The following is a 23,562-nucleotide window of genomic DNA, read 5'->3' on the forward strand; positions in this document are numbered from 1 at the left end:
GAAACTACTTTTTATATAGAAGCATGAAGATTATTTTATCACTATTTATTTGTTTACTGACATTCTGCGGGCTAGTTTCTGCAGCAGACAATAAGTTTGTTGTCGTAATCGACGCCGGACATGGAGGTAAAGATGGTGGCGCTGTGCGTGCAAGCTATAAAGAGAAGAGTATAAATTTAGGAGTTGCTTTGGCTCTTGGTCAATTAATAGAGAAAAATTACAAAGATGTAAAGGTTGTTTACACCCGAAAGAGTGATGTATTTGTAGACTTGGATCGAAGAGCAGAAATTGCGAATAAAGCAAAGGCTAATCTTTTTATATCTATCCATACAAATTCGACAGCTGCAAAAACCACTTCAGCATCCGGGGCCGATACTTATATTCTGGGTTTGGCGCGTAGCGAAGAAAACTTAGAGGTTGCCAAGCGTGAAAACTCGGTGATATTATTAGAGGATGATTATACTACTAAATATGAAGGATTCGATCCTAATTCTCCCGAATCGAATATCATATTTGAGTTTATGACTAATAAATACATGGAGCAAAGTTTACAATTTGCTTCGTTTGTTCAGTCCGACTTTAAAAATGTCGCAAAGCGTAATGATCGCGGTGTGCGACAAGCAGGCTTTCTAGTGTTGAGAAAAACAAGTACACCAAGTGTACTTATCGAACTTGGTTTTATTAATAATATTGAAGAGTCCCGATATTTAGCTTCGTCAGTGGGTCAAAAAAATATGGCTACTGCAATTTATTCGGGTTTTAAGAAGTATAAGAGGAATTTCGATAAGATGCAGGGTAATCAGAAAATTACTTCGTCGAATGATAATGACGATGATGTAATAGTGGTTGATGAAATTGATATCGTAGAAGAATCTCCTATAGTAGTAGCTTCTGCAAGAGAAAGCAATGCTAATACTTCATCTTCGACAAAAAATAATACTCAAACTAAAACGGCAACAAATAAAAATAACGAAATTGAATATAGAGTTCAATTTTATGTATCGCCGACCAAACTTGCTAGTGATGCTAAGGTATTGAAAGGTTTATCGCCTGTGGATTATTATCGTGATGGGTCTTCGTATAAATATACGTATGGGGCAACTACCGATTATAATGAGGTCTTAAAATTGCAACGACAGGTCAGAACTAAATTTAAAGATGCCTTTGTCATTAAATTTAGAAACGGAGAGCGCTTAAAATAGAAACAAATTAGGAATTAAGAATTATAGATTATGGACAAAATTTCGAAAGAGGTTAAAATTGGTTTAGCTTTTATAATAGCTATTTTTATATTGTATTATGGGATTAATTTTCTGAAAGGAATCAATATATTTAAACCGTCGAATTCGTTTATTCTGGTTTTCGATAATGTCGAAGGGCTTACTCAATCGACGCCGGTAACTCTCAATGGTTTTCAAGTTGGGCTGGTTTATTCGATGGAGCTGGATCCAAACAACCCGAGCCGTGTTATTACATATCTTAATATGGATAAGGGATTGAAAATACCTACGGGCAGTAAATTCTCTTTAGATGTGTCTGTACTGGGTAGTGCCAGCATTGCTCTTGAAATGAATCCATATACAAAAGCATATATTTCATCCTCTGATACAATTGTTGGTGTTCGTAAAAAAGGTTTGATGGATGCTGCGGGTGGTATGCTCCCTCAGGTTGAATTGTTGCTGCCTAAAATAGATTCTATACTTTTGGGAATACAAGCGCTTGTAAATAATCCCGCTTTAGCTCAGTCTTTGACTAACGTGAACCAAATAACCGAAGACCTTGCTAAGACCTCTAAGCAGTTTAATGCTATGGCTGTTAGTTTGAATAAGGATGTTCCGGTTATTACCGGTAATCTGAATGCAATGTCGAGCGATTTGGCTAAAACGACAAAGCAGTTTAATCAAATGGATTTTGTGTCTACTTTTAATTCGGTAGACTCTACTATGAAAAATATTCATTATCTATCGACTAAAGTTACGGCGAAGGATAATTCATTAGGATTATTGCTTAACGACCGCGAATTATACGATAGTATAAACTCGACAATTGGCAATGCATCTTTGTTACTTAAAGATGTCAAAGAAAATCCACAACGCTATATTAATATTAAAGTATTTTGATGATTATTTAGAACTGATCTAAATAATACAAAAAGTGTCTTTTTTTAAAAGGTATAGCCTTAAGCACTTTTGAATGGTTGTGAATAATTATTAAAAGGTTGAACAAATACTTTTCTGAATTTATTTGTTTGATTATTAGGCTTTTGTATTTTTATGTAGGGCTGATTTGAATAAAACACTCTAAGTTGCTGAAACTAAATCAGATATTTCTTTTGCTGGAAATCCTAATTAAAGATGACTTTTTTATATAGATTTTATTTCTGAATTTTACATAACCAAACGGCTAAGATTTAGCTAAGAATTTTCAATATTTAAAGATTAATGAATAACAGTACTCAACATTTGTGGAAGAATTGCTTGGACGTAATTCGGGATAACGTTCCTGAAGCAGCGTTTAAAACTTGGTTCTTACCTATTGTGCCACTTTCTTATGAAAATAAGGTGTTCACAATTCAGGTACCCAGCCAATTCTTTTACGAATATTTAGAGGATAAGTTTGTTGATCTGTTGAAGGTGACTTTGCACAGAGAGATTGGTCAGGATACAATTCTTCAGTATCGTATCTTGATGGAAAATACAACTAATACGGTTGTAGACTATAGAGGGGATGCAAAATCGATGGCGGTAGATAAAATCGTCCTTAAGAATGCAAATAAAATCCCTAACCCATTTCAAAAAGTTGTAGCAGACGATTTCGAATCGCAGTTGAATACGAAATATACGTTCGATAACTTTTTCGAAGGAGAAAGTAATAAGTTAGCTCGTACTGCGGGAGATGCTATTACTAAGAACCCGGGAAAAACGGCTTTCAATCCTTTATTTGTACACGGAGCATCGGGAGTGGGTAAAACCCATCTTTGTCATGCTATCGGTACACAGATAAAAGAAATGTTCCCGGAGAAGCGTGTATTGTATGTCTCGGCTCATTTATTCAAGGTGCAATATGCCGATGCCGGACGTTACAATACAACCAATGATTTTATCAATTTCTACCAAGGCATAGATGTTCTGATTATCGACGATATTCATGAACTTGCCGGAATCGAAAAAACACAAAATACTCTGTTTCATATATTCAATCACCTGCATCAGAATAATAAGCAACTTATCCTTACTTCGGATAAAGCTCCATCAGAATTGCATGGAGTTGAAGAACGTTTGCTAACCCGTTTCAGATGGGGACTGACCACTAAGGTCGATCATCCCGATAAAGCCCTTCGACTAAAGATTCTTCAAAATAAGATTCTTCACGATGGATTATCTATCCCTGAAGATGTTGTAGACTATATCGCAGAGAATGTAACTAATAATGTACGTGATCTCGAAGGAATTATAGTTTCTATCATGGCTCACTCCCTTGTTTACAACAAGGATATCGATTTGGCATTAGCTAAACGTGTAATAGGGCAGGCTATAAAGAAAATAGAAAGCAAGAAGATTACGATAAGTGCTATCGAAGCCATTGTTTGCGAATATTATAATATAAAGAGTGAACTTATACACTCTGCATCTCGTAAACGCCAGATTGTACAAGCTCGTCAGGTGACAATGTATTTGTCGAAGACATATACCGAAATGTCGTTAGCACAGATAGGTTCGTTGGTTGGAAAGAAAAACCATGCGACGGTGTTACATGCCTGCAAAATGGTGCGGGAACAAATGGAGGTAGACAAAGTTTTCAGAGAAGAGATTGTCGAGATAGAGAAGAAATTAAAGAATTAAGAAAAGTTGGAAACGAAAGTTTTCAACTTTTTTCTTTTAGGTACATCCTGTATTGTTTTATATTCAGAACCACAGAAATAAGAATAAGTAATTCGAATGGAAAACTGAACCTAGAGTTCGTACCATAAGTAATAAGGGCTTGCAGTAGTGATGCAGTCAGAACAACTACTGAAATCGTAAATTGCGGAGTCAGATCTTTTCTTCTGAAATAACGGGAAATATTGTATGGAATAAGCATGACAAACAGGATCTTTATCACTTGAAATATAAGCCTTTCAGCAAGCGAGACATATTTAATCATTGGGGCGGTAGAGGAAACTTTTATATGATCATATTCGTAATATAATGAAGTTTTCCAGAAATCTAACCATGATATTCCTATTTGCTTTACATAGCCTATCGGATTCATCGAAATTGTAGTTAAGCTATAATCATAAAGTTTCTTTGATAAATCGGGGAATGACAATCCTGTTTCTTCTTTAAGTTCGGGGTAAGCCTCCCAAATGCTCATCGCTATATCTTTATCCATTGCTGTGTTAATACCCCTGTATCGGGCGTATATGTGCCCTATCTCGGCGTATTCATCCGATGTGTATTCTGCAAAACTCACACAATTCTGTGCTAGGTTGAATCCGTAGAAAGTCGTAGATGTAAAATAGCCTGTATTGACTTTGTTTATGTACGACCATCCTAAGAATATAAAGGCAGGCAGAATGAGGATAGATATGTATGCAGCAAATTTCCTTTGTATCAATAAATTGGAACAGAGCAAGAATATTACTATCAGGACAGGAATGAAGATATAGAATGGTTTTATCAGTACCAAGTATCCGCAAGATAAACCGAGCAATGCGTAATCATTCACCCTGCTTCTTTTTTCTAATATAATTTTGAAAAATAGATAAAAAGTAATTGTAATAACGAATAGAGTGAGCGTTTCGCTAAGAATAGCGAATTCAAAAAATAAGATGGGCAGATAGCATGCTACAAGTAATGTAATGGTCAAAGAAAATTCTTTTTTTATACCGGCCAACAGCAATGTTTTATAAGTCAACACTAGCGTGATAATGCCAATAACCGATTGGAATATACTTGTAATTACAAACGAATTATGAGCAAGGCTTAATAGTAATGGATAGCCGGGCGAACGTTCTCCTCCATATCCGTTTAGATCGAAATTGAGTAATCGATTTGCGAGAGCAATATAATCTTCACTATCTGGATAAATAGTTATATGTTGATATAAAATAGTTACCAGTATGCGAATGCAAGCAGCTATAATAACGATTGTTTTAACCGGATTATCTATTGCCCAAAGACGGATTCGATCTATATTTTTCACTCGGTTATTTTTTGCTAAAGATAAGGTTTCTCACTTTCTTATTCAATACGAATTCAGAAAATGCTTGTTTTCGGTAAATCTTTTGAGAACTTTTTTGTTCTTAATTGTTTATATAATTAGAACAGATTGATAATAACATAAATACAATTTAAATGCTTGATAATGATAAGAGGGCTTTTGTTGCTATCTCAGACACATCAGAAATATGTTTAGTATCTAAAATGGCGAATCGTCATGGATTGATAACAGGTGCAACAGGTACAGGTAAAACCGTCACTTTACAGACACTTGCCGAAACTTTCAGCCAGATGGGTGTTCCTGTTTTTGCAGCCGATGTGAAAGGCGACCTGTCGGGTGTTGCCGGAGTGGGAGGTAATAAGGATAGTGTTAAGCAACGTGTCGAATCTTATCATTTGGCCGAAAAAGGATTTAAATTTCAATCTTTCCCTGTACAATTTTGGGATGTGTTTGGCGAACAGGGAGTTCCTGTGCGTGCAACGATCGCAGATATGGGGCCATTGTTGTTGAGTCGTTTGTTGATGCTGAACGATACCCAGTCGGCGGTGCTTACTATTATATTCAAAATAGCAAAAGATAAAGAATGGGAGCTTATAGACCTGAAAGACTTACAGAAAATACTCGAATATGTGGGTAATGATGCGAATAAGTTCACCACTAACTATGGTAATATATCTGCTGCCAGTGTCGGAGCTATTCAGCGTGGGCTGATTACATTGGAGCATGATGGTGTAGACCAGTTTTTTGGAGAACCCAATCTCAACATAGACGACCTGATACAGACCGAAGGTGAAAAGGGCATTATCAATATACTGGCTTCGGATAGGTTGATGAACTCGCCCAAGGTATATTCTACTTTTTTACTCTGGTTGATGACCAAGCTTTTCGATGTCTTACCCGAAGTAGGGGATGTCGACAAACCGAAATTGGTTTTTTTCTTTGACGAAGCACATTTATTATTTAACGAAGCACCGAAAGTCTTGACTGATAAAATAGAACAGGTTGTTCGTCTGATCCGTTCCAAAGGTGTCGGAGTTTATTTCATATCTCAAACACCGTCCGATATTCCGGATGCTGTTCTAGGGCAATTAGGCAATCGGGTTCAGCATGCTTTGAGGGCATATACTCCTAAAGATCAAAAAGCCTTGAAAGTTGCTGCGCAGACATTTCGAGCCAATCCGGCTTTTAATACCGAGACAGCTATTTCCGAATTGGGTACAGGTGAAGCCTTAGTTTCTTTCTTGGATGAAAAGGGTACACCCCAACCTGTGGAACGTGTATTTATCTTACCGCCACAAGGCCAGATAGGGCCTTTGGATGTGGCAGTCCGTACACAGATGACTCAAGGTTCATTACTTTACAGGCATTATGCCGAAACGCAAGATCGTAATTCTGCCTACGAAATATTAAAAGAACAACTGGCAGGTGTTCAGGCTGAAAGAGATCAGGCAGCACAGGCAAAAATAGATGAAAAGGCTCAAAAAGAACAGGAAAAAGTGCAGAAGGCTCAAGACAAAATAGAGCGGCAGGAAGCAACTCAAAAGAAACGCTTCTGGGGAACTTTGGCTACTGCTGTTCTTGTACCTGTGGCTCGGCAGGTAGTAAATGCGCTGTTTAAAGGGGCAAAAAAGAGATAACTGGTATCAGTTAGTTCTTATAACGATTTATTTTCGGTATATTTCTTTCTGTTTTCATGTATAGTCAGGGTGTTTTCTTGTGCCCATTCTACGAGTCCCCTTAGCGGATTTAAGAGCGTAGCGCCCAAAGGCGTAAGCTCATATTCCACACGGGGAGGAACTTCGGCATATATCTTGCGGTTTATCAATCCGTCGGCTTCCAGAGAGCGCAATGTGACTGTAAGCATACGTTGGGAAATATCTTCTATATCTTTTTGTATTTCGTTGAATCTCATTGTTCCGTTTCGGCTTAATACGATAACTACCAGCAACGACCATTTGTCGCTCAAGTGAGACAATACATCCCGTATGGGGCAGAATTGATATTTTGAAATATTTTCCATTTATTTTAATTTTTATTGTTCTCATTATCAACAATAGTTACCTGTCTGTTCGTTTGTTCTCGCATGATGCGTTCTTGTTTTCAGAAACAAACTATTGTATCTTTGCATCCATAAAGGAACAAAGTTACATAAAGTAACTATCATAATCAAATAATTTATATTATGGGAAAGAAAGTAGCAGTAATCGCGTTGAATCCGGTAAACGGATCAGGATTGTTTCAGTATCTTGAAGCATTTTTCGAAAACGGTATTTCGTATCAGACATTCGCAATAGCCGAATCGAAAGATATCAAGACTAATTCGGGAATCAGTATTTCATTAGATCATGCAATTGCAGATCTGAAAGGAAAAGAAAACGAATATGACGCTCTTGTTTTTGCTTGTGGAGATGCTATGATGAAATTAGCAGAGAACGCCGATAAGCAATATAATAAAGATATGTTCGAGGTTGTTGCAAAGTTTAACGAACAAGGTAAACTTATCGCAGGACATTGTGCCGCTGCGGTAATCTTCGATAAGTCAGGAATAGCTGATGGTAAGAAAATGGCTGTTCATCCTTACGGAAAAGCAGGAGTATTGAAAGGTATACCTACTGACGAAAAATCGGTTGTGGATCATAATCTATATACAGCACAAACTGAAAGCTATATATGGACACTCCTACCGGAGCTCTTAGCTGCTTTGAAGTAATTGTTGCTAAATACATAGAATAAGGAAGGGCTGTCTAAAATTATTTTAGACAGCCCTTCCTTATATTGTAAACTGTATATCCAGTTATTATTTCATCGCTGATACACTTCCCGAACCTGAAATTGATTGTGTGATTTGTGGTTCACCTTTGTATTGAACACTACCGCTGCCCGATACATGTACATCAAGTAATTTGTTTGCATGCACAAAAAAGTCACCACTTCCCGAAACATTGCATGATACAGTGTCGGCAATCAATTCCGAAGCTTTCACTTTACCACTGCCCGATATGTAGCTGCTCAATTTGTTAGCTTTACCTGCCAGCGTAATATCGCCTGATCCAGATACATCGGTTTTCAGTGAATTACATGTTATATTATCTACAATAATACTACTGCTGCCAGAACTTGATATAGATAAATCTGTTGTTTGGATACTACCTTTCAGATGAGCATCTAAAGAGCCACTGATACCAAGTTTAGATAAGTTTGTAGAGTTGGTATATATAGTATACTTAGTAGGGCTTATATTTTCTTTACTGCCTATCGATAATACTCCATTTTCAGATTTTATTTCTAATAAAGGAAAAATATTTTCGTCTACTTCTATTCTAAGGTATGGAGCAGTGTCGGGTTTTTGTTCATAAACAAGAGTGCTGCCACCGCTGAATTTAAACTCGCTATAATCGGTTATGTTAACTTCCTGAGTAACGATTGTGCCGTTTCCTCTTACGGAATTAAAAGAACACGAATGGAGGGTAAGAGAGATCAGGGCTATGCTACAGATGTACAAAAGTGATTTCATTTTCATAAATTATTAAATTAAAAATTGTGATTTATATATATGACTTCCTCATCACATGTTAGGTTACAAGAAAAGTAATTTATTTTCAAAAAACTTTATTTTTTATAAAAAACACAATAAGTAAAACCCATCCTGCTATCATAAATCCACCACCTAAAGGTGTAACCGGACCTAAGAATCGTAGATTCACATTCCAATATTCAGAGAAAGTGAGAAAATAGATGCTGAATGAGAACAGAAATACGCCTATCATAAGGCAAATTGCCGACCATCGTTCAATGGATGTGCTATATGAAAAGGCAAACCCGATAACGAGCAAGACTATAGCATGATATATTTGATAACGTACACCTGTTTCGAAACTGATCAGCTTCTCAGCAGATAGCATGTTTTTGAAAGCATGGGCTCCAAAGGCTCCCAGTATAATGCCTAGCAATCCATATACGGAGGCAACAACTAATACAAATTGTTTCATTATCTATTATTCAAAGGTATATATTCTTTCACTTCTCCTGCATTTTTGTAAGCAGGGCGAATAATCCGTTTTTGTTTGAAATTCAGTTCTTCAATTCGGTGAGCGCACCATCCTACAATACGAGCCATAGCAAACAACGGTGTGAATATCTCTTGTGGCAAGCCTATCATATCGTATACAAAACCCGAATAGAAATCGACATTGGCGCATACTTGCTTATTTACCGATGTTCCTTTAAACTCCATAAAGTTCTTAATGGCGCGTTCTTCGAGTAGATTGTAAAATTCAAATTCCTTATCGCGTCCTTTTTCAAGAGCCAAATCTTTTGCCATTTCTTTAAGGAGCATCGTTCTGGGATCGGAAACGGTATAGATAGCATGTCCGATGCCATATATCAGACCCGATTTGTCGTATGCCTGTTTATTCAGCATCTTTTGCAGATAGGTATCTATTTCTTTTACATCGGTCCAGTCTTTTATGTTGCGTTTGATGTTTTTCATCATGTCCACCACTTTCAGGTTCGCGCCACCGTGCAGGCGTCCTTTGAGTGAGCCTATTCCCGAAGCAATAGCCGAATAGGTATCAGTTCCTGTCGAACTGGTTACACGTACAGTGAATGTCGAGTTATTACCACCACCATGATCAGCGTGAACCATCAATGCCAAATCTAATGTTTTTACATCCAATTCGGTATAATGGCGCCCCTTCATCATGTAAAGGAAATTTTCGGCAAGAGATAAGCCTTCCTGCGGGTGGCGGATATGTAATGATTTACCGCAATTGTGTCTTAGCGAATTATAGGCATAAGCTATAATCGTAGGGAAAGTTGCTACGAGATTCAGCGATTGTTTAATCAGATTTTCGGCTGAGGTGTCGTCCGGCTTATCGTCGAAAGTATATAGTTCGAGTACACATCTTGCCAGATTGTTCATGATATCCTGTCCTTCGAGATCTAGAATATGCATTGTAATCTTAGGATTCAGATCCATGGTGCGGCTCAATAGATCGGAAAATTCTTTCAAAGTATCTTTCTCAGGCAGGTTACCCGAAAGTATCAAATAAACTGTTTCTTCAAAACCCAGCCTGTTTTCTCTTTGTGCACCTTTTACTATATCTTCGAGACTTACACCTCTGTATATCAATTTGCCGGGAATAGGCTTTAGTTTACCCTCCTCGTCACGTTCGTATCCTACAACATCACCTACTTTCGTAAGACCGACTATCACCCCTGTATGATCTTCGTTACGAAGTCCGCGCTTTACATTGAATTTCTTGAATAAATCGTCTTCAATACTTGTCGTGGTTTTTATCGTATCTGATATTTTACTGATGATATTTTCCATATTTTAGTCTATTATATTATAAAGTGTTTCTTTTTTTATTGGTTGCAGAAATTATCTATGTCTGCATCGTTTTGCCAGTTGTATTCTATTCTGAATGCAATCTCTTCCGCTTTTTCTAAACTGTAAGTATCAGAAATGAAGCCTAGAGCCATATCTATTCCTGCGCTTATGCCCGATGATGTGTAATACTTTCCGTCAACTACCCATCGAGCTTGTTTTATCCATTGCACTTGACTGGATGATTCTCTCACCCAATCGAATGCACGTTTGTTCGAAGTAGCTCTCTTACCATCAAGCAATCCTGCCTTTGCGACTAATGTACTTCCGGTACAAACTGATAAAACGTATCGGCTTCGACCGGCTAACTTTTTTATCAGGTTAATGAGGTCGGCATTCTTGATTTCTATTCTCGTTCCCTCTCCTCCGGGGATAAGCAACACATCAATTGCCTGATACAAATCATGAATACTTTTCGTTACGATCGATATATTATCCTTGTTCGAAATAAGTCCCCCATTCAATGAATAATATTGAATAACCGAATTGTCTAATTTTCCGAAAATCTCGACAGGACCAAAAACGTCTAATGTTTCAAATTTATCGAATAGGATAATGCAGATATTCATAAATGATTTATTACAATATTAAGTCGCAATTCATTTCCACGTCATCGATAGTAGCGCCAAGGCTTTCGTAGAATGTTATAGCATGATTGTTCCAATTAGAAACCTGCCAGCGCAATTTATTACAATCGCTTTCTTTGGCAAATGAAATTGCTTTATTGATAAGGATTGTACCCAACCCTTTCCCCCTGTATTGCTGGCGGATGTATAGGTCGTCCATATATAGTGATTTTCCTATCCATGTGTAGTATGCGAAAAAGAATGTTACATACCCCGCTATCTTGTTATCCTTATCTTTAGCGACAAAACCAAGCAGGAAATCTTTTTCTCGCATCATTTGCTCTGCTGAATTTGTCATCTTTTCGGGTAATTTCTCGAAGTTGGCAAATTCATGAAATAAAGAAATCAATTCTTCGAAATGAGATTCCTGAATTTTCTCAATAACAAATACCATTCGCTATCAGTTTTTTTTCATATAGTTCAAGGCACTACCTGCTTTGAACCACTCTATTTGTAATTCGTTATATGTATGAGCCACTTCGAAAGATTCTTTTGTTCCATCTTTATGAGTTAACTCTACCGTCAGGTTTGTTCCGGGTTTGAAATCGGTTAAGCCTAATATGCTTATTTTATCATCCTCACGCACTTTGTCGTAATCTTCTTTGTTGATAAAAGTCAGTGCAAGCATACCCTGCTTCTTCAGATTTGTTTCGTGAATACGGGCAAATGATTTTACAATAATTGCTTTCACATTCAGGAAGCGGGGTTCCATGGCAGCATGTTCACGAGAAGAACCTTCTCCATAATTTTCTTCTGCCACTACAATCGAGCCTAAACCTTCGGCTTTGAATTTTCGTGCCAATTGAGGTACGGGTATATATTCTCCAGTCTGTACATCGAGTATAGCATTTGTCTTGTCGTTAAACGCATTTACTGCACCGATTAGCATATTATTGGATATGTTATCCAAATGTCCGCGGAAGCGTAGCCATGGTCCGGCCATCGATATATGGTCGGTAGTACATTTTCCTTTTGCTTTAATTAGTAGTGGTTGTTCTACAATGTCTTTGCCATTCCATGCAGCAAAAGGTTGTAATGCTTGCAAGCGTTGAGAGTCGGGAGCTATTTCCACAGCAATATTCTCACCGTCTTTTGCAGGAGCAATAAATCCTAAATCTTCTGTATCGTATCCTTTAGGAGGAAGTTCATACCCGTGAGGTTCTTGCAGTTTGACCTGCTCTCCCTTTTCATTCGTAAGGGTATCTTTCAGCGGGTTGAAGCATAAGTCTCCCGCAATTGTCAATGCAGCTACTATCTCGGGCGATGCTACAAAGGCGTGTGTATTCGGGTTACCATCATTACGTTTCGCAAAGTTACGGTTGAACGATGTAATAATCGAATTCGGACGCTCTGGGTTCTCTGTTTCACGTTTCCATTGTCCGATACAAGGTCCGCAGGCATTTGCCATAATCGTAGCCCCTGCCTCTTCGAATACGGAAAGTATTCCGTCTCTTTCGGCGGTATAGCGTACTTGTTCCGAGCCGGGATTAATTATAAATTGGGCTTTTACTTTTACATTCTTTTTGTTGGCATCCTCGACGATTGACACGGCACGTGACATATCTTCGTACGACGAATTGGTGCATGAACCTATTAAGCCGACCTCCATTGTTTGAGGATAGTTTTTCTCTTTTACTATTTTTGCAAATTCAGAAATTGGATGTGCAGCATCGGGAGTAAACGGACCATTGATATATGGCTCCAGTTCCGAAAGGTTAATTTCGATTACACGATCATAATATTTTTCAGGATTAGCGATTATCTCGCTATCCGGTTGTAAGTATGAAATTATATTATTTGCGGCATTCGCAACATCTTCGCGTTCGGTTGCTTTCAGATAATCTGCTGATTTGCTATCGTAAGGGAAAATCGAAGTGGTTGCACCTACCTCTGCGCCCATATTACAAATAGTAGCTTTTCCGGTAGCGGATAATGATGCCGTACCTTCTCCGAAATATTCTATAATGGCATTTGTTCCTCCTTTTACGGTAAGAATACCAGCCAGTTTCAAAATAACATCTTTAGATGAAGCCCATCCCGAAAGTTTTCCGGTCAGCTTCACGCCTATGATCTTAGGCATCTTCAATTCCCACGGCATACCTGCCATGACATCCACAGCATCGGCTCCACCAACACCAATCGCTATCATACCAAGACCTCCGGCGTTAGGAGTATGTGAGTCTGTACCGATCATCATTCCTCCGGGGAAAGCATAGTTTTCCAAAACTACCTGATGAATAATTCCGGCACCCGGTTTCCAGAAACCGATACCAAACTTATTAGAAACGACACTTAAGAAATCATACACTTCTTTATTTGTTATTTCGGCAGTCGATAAATCTTCTTTTGCAGATTTATATGCTTGTATCAGATGATCACAGTGTACTGTCGATGGAACAGCAACCGTCGATCTTCCCGAATTCATCAATTGAAGCAAAGCCATTTGAGCTGTTGCATCCTGCATTGCTACACGATCGGGAGCAAAGTTGACATAATCGGTTGCACGTACATAATCTTTCACTCCTTCGTTAGGAGAAAGATGGGCATATAAAATTTTCTCGCAAAGAGTTAAAGGTTTATTGAGAACCTTTTTGGCATTATCTACTTTCGTTGGAAAAGATTCGTAAAATTTGCGAATCATGTCTATATCGAAGGTTGTACTTGGTGTCATATTAATATTCTTTTTTCTATTGTCTCTTTTTAGTGAATGAAAGTAACTAGCAAAAATAATAAAAATATTCTGTATTGCGGCTCTTTATGTCTCATTTTCTCGTATTTGCCTCTTGTGTTATAGCATTTTGAAAGATGTATTTATTAATGTCTGTCTTTTTGTCTTTCGATAGGCTTGAGTCTATCTTATTGAATTGTATAGAGTTAATTGTTCGGATAAAAGTAATTTAAGTTCAGAGCGATTGCTGATGACTGATATTAAACCTTTTTACCCTTAAAAATGTCTAAGAGTTTTAACAATACCGCTAGGTTTGGAAGATTTTCTTACTTTTGTAGATTCAAATCGTTTTATATTTATGAAGAGCTTTTTTACAATTATTATATTTCTTTTATTTTCGACACAAATTGTGAATGCACAGGTATCATCCGAGAAACTTATCCGTCAAGGAGTAAGTTTGCATGACAAGGGACGTTATAAGGATGCCATAGCTTGCTATGAGGAGGCATTAAAGATAAATCCAACATCTATGTCTGCGGTATATGAAATGTCTTTATCTTATCTTCAGCTGAAAGACTATACGAATGCTCTGAAATATAGTACGAAGGTAATCAATGCCAATTTCCAACCATTATTGGTTGACGCTTATACTGTAAAAGGAACTGCTTTAGCCGATATGGATAAAACCGATGATGCCATCAAGCTGTTCAGTGAAGCATTGGTACGTTGTGGAGATGAATATTTGCTACATTTCAATCTGGGATTATGCTACTTCAATACAAAAAATAATCAAATGGCTGTTCAGCATTTGCGGAAAGCCATTGAAATAGACGCTACGCATTCGAGCGCATTTCTGTTATATGCTTATGCATTGAGTGATGCTGATAGGTGGATACAAAGTTTTTACTCATTTCATTTTTTTCTTTTGTTAGAGCCTAATACGCAGCGATCGAAAGATGCTTTTGCCGAAATGTATGATATAATTGCCACTAAGCTTCCCGCTAATGCACCTCAGTTGACACCCGAGGATGGAATAAACAGACAAAAATTATACGAATCGTTAGTGAGGATACAACCACAAGGCAACGATGCTATTTCTCAATATAAATATTTTGAAGAAGCATCTAAAACTATTTTCTTTGCATTGAGCCAAATGCAGAACGATACTCAAAGCGGATTGCTGTGGGATTTCTTTGTACCTACGTATGAAGAAATACTCGGTTCGGGGTATTTTGATACCTATTGCCGTTATGTCAGTGTCGCCTATTTCAACGAATCGTTGGAATGGTGGAATAATAATAAAACACAGGTAGATAGTTTTATTGAGTGGTTTGAACATGGGCAAGGAGGTATTGTAGATGAGGAGGCTGAATTCGGCGACGATTCTGATTTGGATGATGGAGCTTTGTAAAAATGCTCAGATATAATAAAAATAAAATAAATGTCACAAGAGCAAGACGAAAAGCTTATACAGAGGCTCCATAACAGCGACACACAGCGTGACGCTTTTGCCGAATTGGTGAAGGAGTATAGCGAGCTGCTTTATTGGCAAATACGAAAAATCGTATTGAGCCATGATGATGCGAATGATGTCCTTCAAAATACATTTATTAAGATATGGACAAGCATAGATAGTTTTAGAGGTGATTCTAAATTATCTACATGGCTGTATAGGATAGCTGTAAACGAAAGTATTACCTTTTTGAATAAGCAGCGGGCTCAAAATAATGTATCGATTGATGATACGGATACCTATCTTGTCTCTAAACTCGAAGGCGATGACTACTTCGATGGCGACGAAGCTCAATTGAAACTTCAAAAAGCGATATTGACATTGCCCGAAAAGCAGCGTATTGTATTTAATTTGAAATACTTCGACGAAATGAAATATGAAGAAATGTCAACAGTGCTCGATACCTCTGTTGGTGCACTAAAAGCCTCGTATCATCACGCCGTAAAAAAAATAGAAGAATATTTATCAACCGAGCATTAAACCTTTTTGGATATCTATAGTCTATAATAGTGTGGGTTAATATGTACAAGTGATATTATTAAAAAAATAAGCAGTTATGTTAGAAAAGGATAAGAACAAAGCGAATCCGTTTAGAGTTCCAGAAAATTATTTTGAGAACTTTAATGCGAGCATAATGGACAAACTGCCGGAGAAAGAAAGGAAGGTGGCTAAAATTGTTCCATTATGGAAGAAAGTACTCCCTTGGACTGCAATTGCAGCAGTGTTTGCAGGGGTAATCTTCTCTACGGGAATTATAGATCATCAGAGTATGCCTAATGATATGGGTACAAAAGATATCAAGGATATGACATCTTCTGCCTCTTCAATATCATCTGTAGATGAAGAAGATTTCTATCTATTCTTGCAAGAAGAAGCTATGTCATCGGCATACGATGATGCTGTTTATTCTATAGACTAAAAAAAATAAAAGATATGAAAACTAAAAATATATTACTGATACTTGCTTTCTTTTTGAGTTTGACATCTATAAATGCTCAACGAACAGGCGAAAAAAAAGAGTTTGATGTTACTAAGTTTAAAGAACAAAAAGCAGAGTTTCTTAAGAAAGAATTAAACTTGACGGATGCAGAAATGAAAGGTTTCATCCCGTTGGTGAATGAGTTTATGGATAAAAAATTTGAAATAAACAAAACCACACGTGACGAATCCAGACAGTTGCGCAGAGCGACCAATAAGACAGAAGCCGATTATAAAAAAGCGATAGAAAATTATCTGGATACTCGCGAGAAAGAGGTAATTCTGGAAAAAGAATACTATCAGAAATTTAAAGCTGTATTACCTGCCGAAAAATTGTTTAAGTACCAGAGAGCCGAACAAAAGTTTATGCAGCGTGCTCTGGAAGACTTCAGAGGTAAAAGAGAGGGGACTGGTAAGAAATAAAATAACTGACAAAAAGTTTGTTTATTATTTAATAATGTATACTTTTGTCTTATAGAAGAGAATTAAAATGAAAAAAACAATATTTCATCATCATTGCGAATTGCTGACCACAGGTAAGTAACATGATGATGTATTGTGTAAAATATATGAAAAAGCTTACCACTCGTGGTAGGCTTTTTTTGTTTCATAACGAAATAATATAAAACGAAATAATATGGTATTAAGAATTGCAGTCCAATCTAAAGGACGCTTGTTTGAAGAAACAATGGAGCTTTTGCAAGAAGCAGGTATTAAATTGAATAACAAAAAACGTACTTTGCTTATTCCTGCAAAAGATTTCCCTCTCGAAGTCCTTTTTCTTCGCGATGACGATATTCCTCAAGCAGTAGCAACAGGTGTTGCAGACATAGGTGTTGTTGGCGAAAATGAATTGGTAGAAAAAGACGAGGATGCAGCTATTATCAAGCGCCTGGGTTTCAGTAAATGCCGTTTGTCTTTGGCTATTCCGAAAGATGCAGAATATGCAGATTTAAAATGGTTCGAAGGCAAAAAGATTGCAACTTCTTATCCTCATATTCTGAAAAAATATTTGAACGAGAAATCTATTTCTTCTGACATCCATGTGATTACAGGATCAGTAGAAATATCACCTAGCATTGGTTTGGCAGATGCGATCTTCGATATTGTAAGTTCAGGCGGCACGCTTGTTAGCAACCGACTGAAAGAAGTCGATGTTGTTATGCAATCGGAAGCTTTGTTGATTGCTAATAAAGGTCTTGAGCAAGAGAAAAAAGATATCTTGGATGAACTTATTTTCCGTATCGAGGCTGTGCAGGCAGCAATAGATAAAAAATATGTTGTATTGAATGCGCCGGAAGATAAAGTAGATGAAATATTTGCTATCTTGCCCGGTATGCGTAGCCCAACTGTTACGCCATTGGCTACAGAGGGTTGGTGTTCAGTTCAATCGGTAGTGGATGATAAACGCTTTTGGGAAGTTATAAGTAAACTTAAGGCCTTAGGGGCAGAAGGCATTTTGGTATTACCCATCGAAAAAATGATATTATGATACAATTATCAAGTGATACCTATCTAAGACCATTATCGGCCGAAGATACACCTCTTATTTTTAATGAAATAATTGCAAATAGGGAGTATTTGAGAGAGTGGTTGCCATTTGTCGATTTTACGCAGGAAGTGGAAGATACGGAAGCTTTTGTAACCTCTACGCTCGAATCGGGTGAGAAACAATTTGTTATCTATCATCACGAACAGTTTGTGGGGTTGATCGGTTTCACTAGGACTGATGCGGCTAATAAACGAACCGAAATTGGTTATTGGTTGGCAGAGGCGGCACAAGGAAATGGTATCGTAACCAAAGCAGTGGTCGAATTACTTCATCTGGCATTTGGTGAACTTGATTTTAATAGAGTACAGATACGGGTAGCGGTAGCTAATACAAAAAGCCGGAACATACCCGAGAAACTCGGGTTTTGCTTTGAAGGAATTGAGAGGGATGGGGAGCTTCTTGTCGATAATGCTTTCACCGATCTTGCAATTTACAGTATGCTTAAAAAAGAATTTGGAGGATAATGAATATTCGGCTTATACCTGTAATAGACATTACATATTACGATCAGAATATTGTAAGTTCAACCAATGGGCCATATTGGGAGCATACAGATGAATGGAGCCTATTCAATAAAAAATGTCTTAAAGCGGCAGGTTTTGAAGGTGAAATGAATCCATATTCAAAGGGTTGTTCCTTGTATGAATTAGCGAAAATAACAAATCGAAATCTGACAAAATTGGTATTCGACGAAATAAAAGATATAGATAAGGATGGTAATGATATGGATTGCGTCGGATCACTATCTGGTGGGTATATATTGAATGTTGATGACGAAGATATACTTTATCCTCAATGTTGTGGTAGTTTGAATGATATTAAATCTTGGGAGGAATTGATTGGTGATGAAGATCTTTCTTTTTGGATAGGGCATCCATCTCCGAGTATAATAAAGAATGAAAATAGTATTGTGTTTGATTTGGAACATAGCAATGTGAATGAAAATTATGTTCCCAATCCAAATAAATTTATAGTTGAGGTCAATAAAAATAGTTTAACGAAGGCTATTGATGATGCCAAACTTCAGCTGGAAATTTTTTCTGTACAATTATTGGCAATCAATGCAACAAATCAATGGAATATTTCTGATATTGATAAGTTGCTTATTTATGGAGAATGAATAGTAATCAAAGAAATTAGAATTATGCAAATAATAAAATACCCCCAACGAGCCGATTGGAAAGCAATACTTGCTCGTCCTACATTCGATACATCCAGTTTGAACGAAACTGTTAGTGCAGTATTGTCAGATATAAAATCACGAGGCGATAAAGCGGTTTTTGAGTACGAAGCTAAGTTCGACAAAGTTAATCTTGCAACATTGGCTGTTTCGGAAGAGGAGATAAGTGCGTCTGCGTCACTTGTGCCCGAAGAGCTGAAATCGGCGATTCGTCAGGCAATACAAAATATAGAAACTTTTCACCGCAGCCAGATATTTGAAAGTAAAAAAATAGAAACTACTAAAGGGGTAACTTGCTGGCAAAAAGCAGTAGGTATCGAAAAGGTAGGCTTGTATGTTCCCGGTGGAACAGCACCACTTTTTTCTACCGTATTAATGCTTGCTATTCCTGCTAAGATAGCCGGTTGCAAAGAAATTGTTCTTTGCTCACCTCCAAACAAAGAAGGTAAGATACCTCCCGCTATTCTTTTCGCAGCGAAAGAAGCCGGAGTGAATAAAGTATTCAAGATAGGGGGTATTCAAGCTATCGGAGCAATGGCATACGGTACGGAATCTGTTCCCAAGGTGTATAAGATATTTGGTCCCGGAAATCAATATGTAATGGCGGCTAAACAATTGGTTAGCCTTAAGGATGTTGCTATTGATATGCCTGCCGGACCATCGGAAGTTCAGGTAATTGCCGACGAAACGGCTAATCCTCGGTTTGTAGCTGCCGATTTATTATCGCAGGCAGAGCATGGAGCGGATAGTCAGGTTATATTAACTACTACGTCCGAAAGATTGATATCGGAGGTGTTACACGAAGTTGAAAAACAAACGCTTGAGCTTCCTCGTTGCGAGATTGCTCAAAAGGCGTTAGCTCATAGCAAATTGATTCTGCTCAAAGATGAACAGGAGATAATAGATATGACAAATCAGTATGCTCCCGAGCATTTGATAATAGAAACTGCCGATTATATGGAAATAGCCGGACAGATAATAAATGCGGGTTCAGTTTTCCTTGGTCACTATACACCCGAGAGTGCGGGCGATTATGCATCGGGTACAAATCATACCTTGCCGACCAATGGTTATGCAACAACTTATAGTGGAGTAAATTTAGATAGCTTTGTAAAAAAAATAACCTTTCAGGAAATAACAAAAGAAGGCATCTTACGTTTAGGGCATACCATAGAGGTAATGGCTGAGAATGAAGATCTTCACGCACATAAGAATGCTGTAACTTTAAGACTTTTAGAATGATGCAATTTGATATAATAAAATACGATACGCCTGAGTATCATGAGATGGTCGCTTTGCGTTACCGCATCTTACGTGAACCTCTAGGGCTGTCTTTTACAGAAGCTGATCTGAAAAAAGAGGCTGATGATATTTTTTGTATTTGTAAGGATAACCAGTATATAATAGGCTGTGTTATATTATCGAAATTAGATACCGAAACGGTAAAATTCAGGCAGATGGCTATCGCTGAGCAATATCAGGGAGAAGGTATAGGTTCGCAATTAATAGAGTTCGCAGAAAAGGCAGCAAAAAATCATGGCTTTAAACGAATAACATTGCATGCCCGAAAAGTAGCGAAAGGTTTTTACGAAAAAAACGGCTATGATACAGTAGGGGATGAGTTTACCCTAGTGGGTATTCCTCATTACGAAATGGTGAAATTGATAGATAATAAATAGTTACAAGTAATTAGTTACGAGTTGCAAGATTGCTTGTCAGATAATAAACCTGTAAAAATACATCAATAAATAGTTACAATAACTTAATTGAAAAAAATATAGATATGAATAGTTGGGATGATGAGAAAAAGCAGGTAATAGCTGCTGTTTCCAAATACGTTGATCTTACGGTTGTACCTTTTGGCAAGCCTCAAAGGACTGTGCTGGATATAGAAAAACGTGATCCGATGTATGGAGGAAACGGGGTTGTTTACATGCTTTCTTTATTCGAAGCAGATGAGCTGGTTAATAATCGTATCGGGGTTTATATGGTGCTGTTGAATAATGGCGATCAGGCCGGATTCCATGAGCATGGCAGTAAAAATGAACAAGAACTATATGTAATTGTAAACGGACAGGGCGAATATATCGAGCGTTTAGGGCTGGATAACGAAACACGTAAATTGAACCTGAAAAAAGGGAATATTACTTCTATTCAGGGAAACGATAACTATCATTCTATTATAAATACAGGCGATGAACCGCTGATCATATTTGTAGTAACCACTTACCAACCTAAATAAGAAAAAATACGTATGGATTTACAACAATTAGTCCGCAAAAATATCTGGAATCTTAAACCTTATTCATCTGCCAGAGACGAGTTTAAAGGCGAAGCATCTGTTTATATAGATGCCAATGAGAATCCATTGAACGACAAATATAACCGCTATCCAGATCCATTGCAATGGTCTCTTAAAGAGAAGATTGCTAAGGAGAAAGGAGTAAATATATCAAGTATATTTTTAGGAAATGGGAGCGACGAACCTATCGATCTGGTAATACGCATTTTCTGCGAGCCGCAGATTGATAATATTGTGGCGATAGATCCTACTTATGGTATGTATCAGGTGTGTGCCGATATAAACAATGTGGAGTATAGAAAAGTATTACTGAATGAAGACTATACACTCGATGCCCAACGCTTATTGGATAGAGTGGATGAAAATACGAAATTAATATTTCTATGTTCTCCCAATAATCCCTCAGGTAATTTACTGAATAGGGTAGAAGTAGAGAAAATTATCACGTCATTCAAGGGTATGGTGATACTCGACGAGGCCTATATCGATTTTGCTTTAGATGCCACTTGGCTGAACGATTTAGACAAATATCCGAATCTTATTATTCTGCAAACATTTTCAAAAGCGTGGGGCTTAGCCGCAGTCCGTTTAGGTATGGCTTTTGCTTCTGCTGAGGTTATCTCATTTTTCAATAAGGTGAAATATCCTTACAATGTGAATATCTTGACTCAGAATTATGTGAGTGGAGAGTTGGATAAGGCTGATCAGAAAAAACAATGGGTAAATACTTTACTGAAAGGACGCGATTATTTGCAGATCGAACTGGCGAAACTTCCTTTTGTAGAAAAGGTATATCCTACAGATGCTAATTTCATCCTTATTAATGTAGGTGATGCAAATAAATTATATAAACAATTGGCCGAAAAAGGGGTGATTGTCCGTAATCGAAATTCTGTATCGCTTTGTCTCGGTTGCTTACGAATAACAGTAGGGACAGATGAAGAGAATAAGACGTTGATAGAAACCTTGAAAAGTATTTAATCAGATTACCGAATAATATAAATGAAAAAAAAAGCACTCTTTATAGATCGTGATGGAACGATAGTTATCGAACCACCTATTGATTATCAATTGGATAGTTTAGAAAAATTGGAGTTCTATCCCAAAGTAATACGTAACCTTTATTTTATTCAAAAGAATCTCGATTTTGAATTTGTAATGGTTACCAATCAGGATGGACTGGGTACATCTTCTTTTCCCGAAGATACCTTTTGGCCTGCGCATAACAAAATGATGACGACACTCGAAGGTGAAGGCATTACTTTTGATGATATATTGATCGATCGTAGTTTTCCCGAAGATAATGCCCCAACACGCAAACCTCGTACAGGTATGCTGAATAAATACTTATCGGCAGAATACGATCTTGAGAATTCGTATGTAATAGGCGATAGATTAACCGATGTGGAGTTAGCTAAGAATTTGGGAAGCAAAGCTATTTTTCTTAGTGATAAGGTAGAACTTCCGTCCGACTTGAAAGAATGCTGTGTTTTGCAAACTACCGATTGGGATGTTGTAAGCGAATATCTTTTTGCAGGAGAACGTAGGGCAGAGGTTAAGCGTACTACAAAAGAAACAGATATTTACATTGTACTCAACCTTGATGGGAAAGGGTATTGTGATATTTCGACCGGCTTGAGTTTCTTCGATCACATGCTCGACCAGATAGGTAAACACTCGGGTATGGACTTAACTATAAAAGTAAAAGGTGACTTGAATGTCGATGAACATCATACCATCGAAGATACGGCTATTGCTTTGGGCGAAGCTCTCTATCAGGCATTGGGCAATAAACGTGGAATAGAACGTTATGGCTATTGTCTGCCTATGGACGATTGTCTTTGCTCGGTAGCTCTCGATTTCGGAGGCAGGGCATGGCTTGTTTGGGACGCCGAATTCAAACGTGAAAAGGTAGGGGATATGCCTACCGAGATGTTTTTACATTTCTTTAAATCGTTGAGCGATGCAGCCAAAATGAATCTTAATATAAAAGCAGAAGGAGCGAATGAGCATCACAAAATAGAAGGCATATTCAAAGCTTTGGCACGAGCTATTAAAATGGCAAAAAAACGAGATATATTCAATTACGAACTGCCATCGACCAAGGGGGTTATTTAGTTGAATACTGTATAATGAGGACAAAATAAAAGTC

Annotated in this window: 25 protein-coding genes; 17 read left to right on the top strand and 8 right to left on the bottom strand. The window is 37.6% G+C overall.

The features are described from left to right. Positions 1–23: 23 nt before the first annotated feature. The 3 genes from G7Y57_RS02245 to dnaA all read left to right on the top strand — a co-directional run bounded on the left by G7Y57_RS02245 (position 24) and on the right by dnaA (position 3,842). A complete protein-coding gene (locus tag G7Y57_RS02245; RefSeq protein ID WP_165020542.1) occupies positions 24–1,202 on the top strand; it encodes an N-acetylmuramoyl-L-alanine amidase in 1,179 nt (392 codons plus the stop codon). Positions 1,203–1,232: 30 nt separating this feature from the next. After that, a complete protein-coding gene (locus tag G7Y57_RS02250) occupies positions 1,233–2,120 on the top strand; it encodes an MlaD family protein (protein WP_165020543.1) in 888 nt (295 codons plus the stop codon). Between the two features lie 321 nt (positions 2,121–2,441). Then, positions 2,442–3,842, top strand: a complete 1,401-nt coding sequence (gene dnaA, locus G7Y57_RS02255) for a chromosomal replication initiator protein DnaA (RefSeq protein WP_165020544.1) — start codon at positions 2,442–2,444, stop codon at positions 3,840–3,842. A gap of 22 nt (positions 3,843–3,864) precedes the next feature. On the opposite strand, the gene G7Y57_RS02260 is transcribed toward dnaA, so the two are convergent. Next, positions 3,865–5,184, bottom strand: a complete 1,320-nt coding sequence (locus tag G7Y57_RS02260) for a phospholipid carrier-dependent glycosyltransferase (RefSeq protein ID WP_165020545.1) — start codon at positions 5,182–5,184, stop codon at positions 3,865–3,867. A 152-nt stretch (positions 5,185–5,336) separates the two neighbouring features. On the opposite strand from G7Y57_RS02260, the gene G7Y57_RS02265 reads away from it, so the two are divergent. Next, positions 5,337–6,839 carry a helicase HerA-like domain-containing protein gene (locus G7Y57_RS02265; protein WP_165020546.1) on the top strand — a complete coding sequence of 501 codons (1,503 nt, stop codon included), beginning with the start codon at positions 5,337–5,339 and terminating at the stop codon, positions 6,837–6,839. Positions 6,840–6,856: 17 nt separating this feature from the next. Here G7Y57_RS02265 and G7Y57_RS02270 read toward each other — a convergent pair whose 3' ends face one another. Further along, positions 6,857–7,222 (bottom strand): winged helix-turn-helix transcriptional regulator, encoded by a 366-nt coding sequence (locus tag G7Y57_RS02270; RefSeq protein WP_165020547.1) that lies wholly within the window; start codon positions 7,220–7,222, stop codon positions 6,857–6,859. Positions 7,223–7,384: 162 nt separating this feature from the next. Between G7Y57_RS02270 and G7Y57_RS02275 the strand changes: the two genes are divergently transcribed. Beyond that, positions 7,385–7,912, top strand: coding sequence for a DJ-1/PfpI family protein (locus tag G7Y57_RS02275; protein ID WP_165020548.1), 528 nt, complete (start codon positions 7,385–7,387; stop codon positions 7,910–7,912). An 87-nt stretch (positions 7,913–7,999) separates the two neighbouring features. Here G7Y57_RS02275 and G7Y57_RS02280 read toward each other — a convergent pair whose 3' ends face one another. The 6 genes from G7Y57_RS02280 to G7Y57_RS02305 form a co-directional block, all read right to left on the bottom strand. Then, positions 8,000–8,716: a head GIN domain-containing protein gene (locus G7Y57_RS02280; protein ID WP_165020871.1), complete on the bottom strand. Its 717-nt coding sequence runs from the start codon at positions 8,714–8,716 to the stop codon at positions 8,000–8,002. An 85-nt stretch (positions 8,717–8,801) separates the two neighbouring features. Continuing rightward, on the bottom strand, positions 8,802–9,191 hold the full coding sequence (locus G7Y57_RS02285; protein WP_165020549.1) for a DUF423 domain-containing protein: 390 nt from the start codon (positions 9,189–9,191) through the stop codon (positions 8,802–8,804). Beyond that, the gene (locus G7Y57_RS02290) at positions 9,191–10,534 is read right to left on the bottom strand and encodes a citrate synthase (RefSeq protein WP_165020550.1); all 1,344 of its coding nucleotides are present in this window, start codon (positions 10,532–10,534) and stop codon (positions 9,191–9,193) included. Before G7Y57_RS02290 ends, G7Y57_RS02285 begins: the two co-directional genes overlap by 1 nt. Before the next feature lie 35 nt (positions 10,535–10,569). Next, the gene (locus tag G7Y57_RS02295) at positions 10,570–11,160 is read right to left on the bottom strand and encodes a DJ-1/PfpI family protein (RefSeq protein WP_165020551.1); all 591 of its coding nucleotides are present in this window, start codon (positions 11,158–11,160) and stop codon (positions 10,570–10,572) included. 10 nt (positions 11,161–11,170) lie between these two features. Further along, positions 11,171–11,611 carry a GNAT family N-acetyltransferase gene (locus G7Y57_RS02300; RefSeq protein ID WP_165020552.1) on the bottom strand — a complete coding sequence of 147 codons (441 nt, stop codon included), beginning with the start codon at positions 11,609–11,611 and terminating at the stop codon, positions 11,171–11,173. 6 nt (positions 11,612–11,617) lie between these two features. Continuing rightward, a complete protein-coding gene (locus tag G7Y57_RS02305) occupies positions 11,618–13,888 on the bottom strand; it encodes an aconitate hydratase (RefSeq protein ID WP_165020553.1) in 2,271 nt (756 codons plus the stop codon). Between the two features lie 355 nt (positions 13,889–14,243). Here G7Y57_RS02305 and G7Y57_RS02310 point away from each other — a divergent pair, with 355 nt between their 5' ends. The 12 genes from G7Y57_RS02310 (at position 14,244) to hisB (ending at position 23,528) form a co-directional block, all read left to right on the top strand. After that, entirely contained in the window at positions 14,244–15,296 is a 1,053-nt protein-coding gene (locus tag G7Y57_RS02310) for a tetratricopeptide repeat protein (protein WP_165020554.1), read from the top strand. A gap of 30 nt (positions 15,297–15,326) precedes the next feature. Further along, positions 15,327–15,878 (top strand): RNA polymerase sigma factor, encoded by a 552-nt coding sequence (locus tag G7Y57_RS02315; RefSeq protein WP_165020555.1) that lies wholly within the window; start codon positions 15,327–15,329, stop codon positions 15,876–15,878. Between the two features lie 76 nt (positions 15,879–15,954). Next, entirely contained in the window at positions 15,955–16,317 is a 363-nt protein-coding gene (locus G7Y57_RS02320) for a hypothetical protein (RefSeq protein WP_165020556.1), read from the top strand. Between the two features lie 14 nt (positions 16,318–16,331). Next, positions 16,332–16,799: a hypothetical protein gene (locus G7Y57_RS02325; RefSeq protein ID WP_165020557.1), complete on the top strand. Its 468-nt coding sequence runs from the start codon at positions 16,332–16,334 to the stop codon at positions 16,797–16,799. Between the two features lie 214 nt (positions 16,800–17,013). Beyond that, a complete protein-coding gene (gene hisG / locus G7Y57_RS02330; RefSeq protein ID WP_165020558.1) occupies positions 17,014–17,868 on the top strand; it encodes an ATP phosphoribosyltransferase in 855 nt (284 codons plus the stop codon). Beyond that, on the top strand, positions 17,865–18,392 hold the full coding sequence (locus tag G7Y57_RS02335; protein ID WP_165020559.1) for a GNAT family N-acetyltransferase: 528 nt from the start codon (positions 17,865–17,867) through the stop codon (positions 18,390–18,392). Before hisG ends, G7Y57_RS02335 begins: the two co-directional genes overlap by 4 nt. Beyond that, positions 18,392–19,048 carry a hypothetical protein gene (locus tag G7Y57_RS02340; RefSeq protein WP_165020560.1) on the top strand — a complete coding sequence of 219 codons (657 nt, stop codon included), beginning with the start codon at positions 18,392–18,394 and terminating at the stop codon, positions 19,046–19,048. Before G7Y57_RS02335 ends, G7Y57_RS02340 begins: the two co-directional genes overlap by 1 nt. Before the next feature lie 24 nt (positions 19,049–19,072). Beyond that, positions 19,073–20,350, top strand: a complete 1,278-nt coding sequence (gene hisD / locus G7Y57_RS02345) for a histidinol dehydrogenase (protein WP_165020561.1) — start codon at positions 19,073–19,075, stop codon at positions 20,348–20,350. After that, positions 20,347–20,787 carry a GNAT family N-acetyltransferase gene (locus G7Y57_RS02350; protein WP_165020562.1) on the top strand — a complete coding sequence of 147 codons (441 nt, stop codon included), beginning with the start codon at positions 20,347–20,349 and terminating at the stop codon, positions 20,785–20,787. The genes hisD and G7Y57_RS02350 overlap by 4 nt, the downstream gene beginning before the upstream one ends. A gap of 104 nt (positions 20,788–20,891) precedes the next feature. After that, positions 20,892–21,350 (top strand): cupin domain-containing protein, encoded by a 459-nt coding sequence (locus G7Y57_RS02355; protein ID WP_165020563.1) that lies wholly within the window; start codon positions 20,892–20,894, stop codon positions 21,348–21,350. Between the two features lie 12 nt (positions 21,351–21,362). After that, positions 21,363–22,391: a histidinol-phosphate transaminase gene (gene hisC / locus G7Y57_RS02360; protein WP_165020564.1), complete on the top strand. Its 1,029-nt coding sequence runs from the start codon at positions 21,363–21,365 to the stop codon at positions 22,389–22,391. Between the two features lie 21 nt (positions 22,392–22,412). Continuing rightward, the gene (gene hisB, locus G7Y57_RS02365; RefSeq protein WP_165020565.1) at positions 22,413–23,528 is read left to right on the top strand and encodes a bifunctional histidinol-phosphatase/imidazoleglycerol-phosphate dehydratase HisB; all 1,116 of its coding nucleotides are present in this window, start codon (positions 22,413–22,415) and stop codon (positions 23,526–23,528) included. Positions 23,529–23,562: the final 34 nt, after the last annotated feature.

This window comes from Dysgonomonas sp. ZJ279, assembly GCF_011039205.1.
Taxonomy (GTDB): Bacteria; Bacteroidota; Bacteroidia; order Bacteroidales; family Dysgonomonadaceae; genus Dysgonomonas.

Excerpts from the sequence above, each read along its gene's own strand:
- G7Y57_RS02245 (WP_165020542.1), top strand. The coding sequence starts at position 24 with ATGAAGATTATTTTATCACTATTTATTTGTTTACTGACATTCTGCGGG.
- G7Y57_RS02250 (WP_165020543.1), top strand. The coding sequence starts at position 1,233 with ATGGACAAAATTTCGAAAGAGGTTAAAATTGGTTTAGCTTTTATAATA.
- dnaA (WP_165020544.1), top strand. The coding sequence starts at position 2,442 with ATGAATAACAGTACTCAACATTTGTGGAAGAATTGCTTGGACGTAATT.
- G7Y57_RS02265 (WP_165020546.1), top strand. The coding sequence starts at position 5,337 with ATGCTTGATAATGATAAGAGGGCTTTTGTTGCTATCTCAGACACATCA.
- G7Y57_RS02270 (WP_165020547.1), bottom strand. The coding sequence starts at position 7,222 with ATGGAAAATATTTCAAAATATCAATTCTGCCCCATACGGGATGTATTG.
- G7Y57_RS02275 (WP_165020548.1), top strand. The coding sequence starts at position 7,385 with ATGGGAAAGAAAGTAGCAGTAATCGCGTTGAATCCGGTAAACGGATCA.
- G7Y57_RS02280 (WP_165020871.1), bottom strand. The coding sequence starts at position 8,716 with ATGAAATCACTTTTGTACATCTGTAGCATAGCCCTGATCTCTCTTACC.
- G7Y57_RS02285 (WP_165020549.1), bottom strand. The coding sequence starts at position 9,191 with ATGAAACAATTTGTATTAGTTGTTGCCTCCGTATATGGATTGCTAGGC.
- G7Y57_RS02290 (WP_165020550.1), bottom strand. The coding sequence starts at position 10,534 with ATGGAAAATATCATCAGTAAAATATCAGATACGATAAAAACCACGACA.
- G7Y57_RS02295 (WP_165020551.1), bottom strand. The coding sequence starts at position 11,160 with ATGAATATCTGCATTATCCTATTCGATAAATTTGAAACATTAGACGTT.
- G7Y57_RS02300 (WP_165020552.1), bottom strand. The coding sequence starts at position 11,611 with ATGGTATTTGTTATTGAGAAAATTCAGGAATCTCATTTCGAAGAATTG.
- G7Y57_RS02305 (WP_165020553.1), bottom strand. The coding sequence starts at position 13,888 with ATGACACCAAGTACAACCTTCGATATAGACATGATTCGCAAATTTTAC.
- G7Y57_RS02310 (WP_165020554.1), top strand. The coding sequence starts at position 14,244 with ATGAAGAGCTTTTTTACAATTATTATATTTCTTTTATTTTCGACACAA.
- G7Y57_RS02315 (WP_165020555.1), top strand. The coding sequence starts at position 15,327 with ATGTCACAAGAGCAAGACGAAAAGCTTATACAGAGGCTCCATAACAGC.
- G7Y57_RS02320 (WP_165020556.1), top strand. The coding sequence starts at position 15,955 with ATGTTAGAAAAGGATAAGAACAAAGCGAATCCGTTTAGAGTTCCAGAA.
- G7Y57_RS02325 (WP_165020557.1), top strand. The coding sequence starts at position 16,332 with ATGAAAACTAAAAATATATTACTGATACTTGCTTTCTTTTTGAGTTTG.
- hisG (WP_165020558.1), top strand. The coding sequence starts at position 17,014 with ATGGTATTAAGAATTGCAGTCCAATCTAAAGGACGCTTGTTTGAAGAA.
- G7Y57_RS02335 (WP_165020559.1), top strand. The coding sequence starts at position 17,865 with ATGATACAATTATCAAGTGATACCTATCTAAGACCATTATCGGCCGAA.
- G7Y57_RS02340 (WP_165020560.1), top strand. The coding sequence starts at position 18,392 with ATGAATATTCGGCTTATACCTGTAATAGACATTACATATTACGATCAG.
- hisD (WP_165020561.1), top strand. The coding sequence starts at position 19,073 with ATGCAAATAATAAAATACCCCCAACGAGCCGATTGGAAAGCAATACTT.
- G7Y57_RS02350 (WP_165020562.1), top strand. The coding sequence starts at position 20,347 with ATGATGCAATTTGATATAATAAAATACGATACGCCTGAGTATCATGAG.
- G7Y57_RS02355 (WP_165020563.1), top strand. The coding sequence starts at position 20,892 with ATGAATAGTTGGGATGATGAGAAAAAGCAGGTAATAGCTGCTGTTTCC.
- hisC (WP_165020564.1), top strand. The coding sequence starts at position 21,363 with ATGGATTTACAACAATTAGTCCGCAAAAATATCTGGAATCTTAAACCT.
- hisB (WP_165020565.1), top strand. The coding sequence starts at position 22,413 with ATGAAAAAAAAAGCACTCTTTATAGATCGTGATGGAACGATAGTTATC.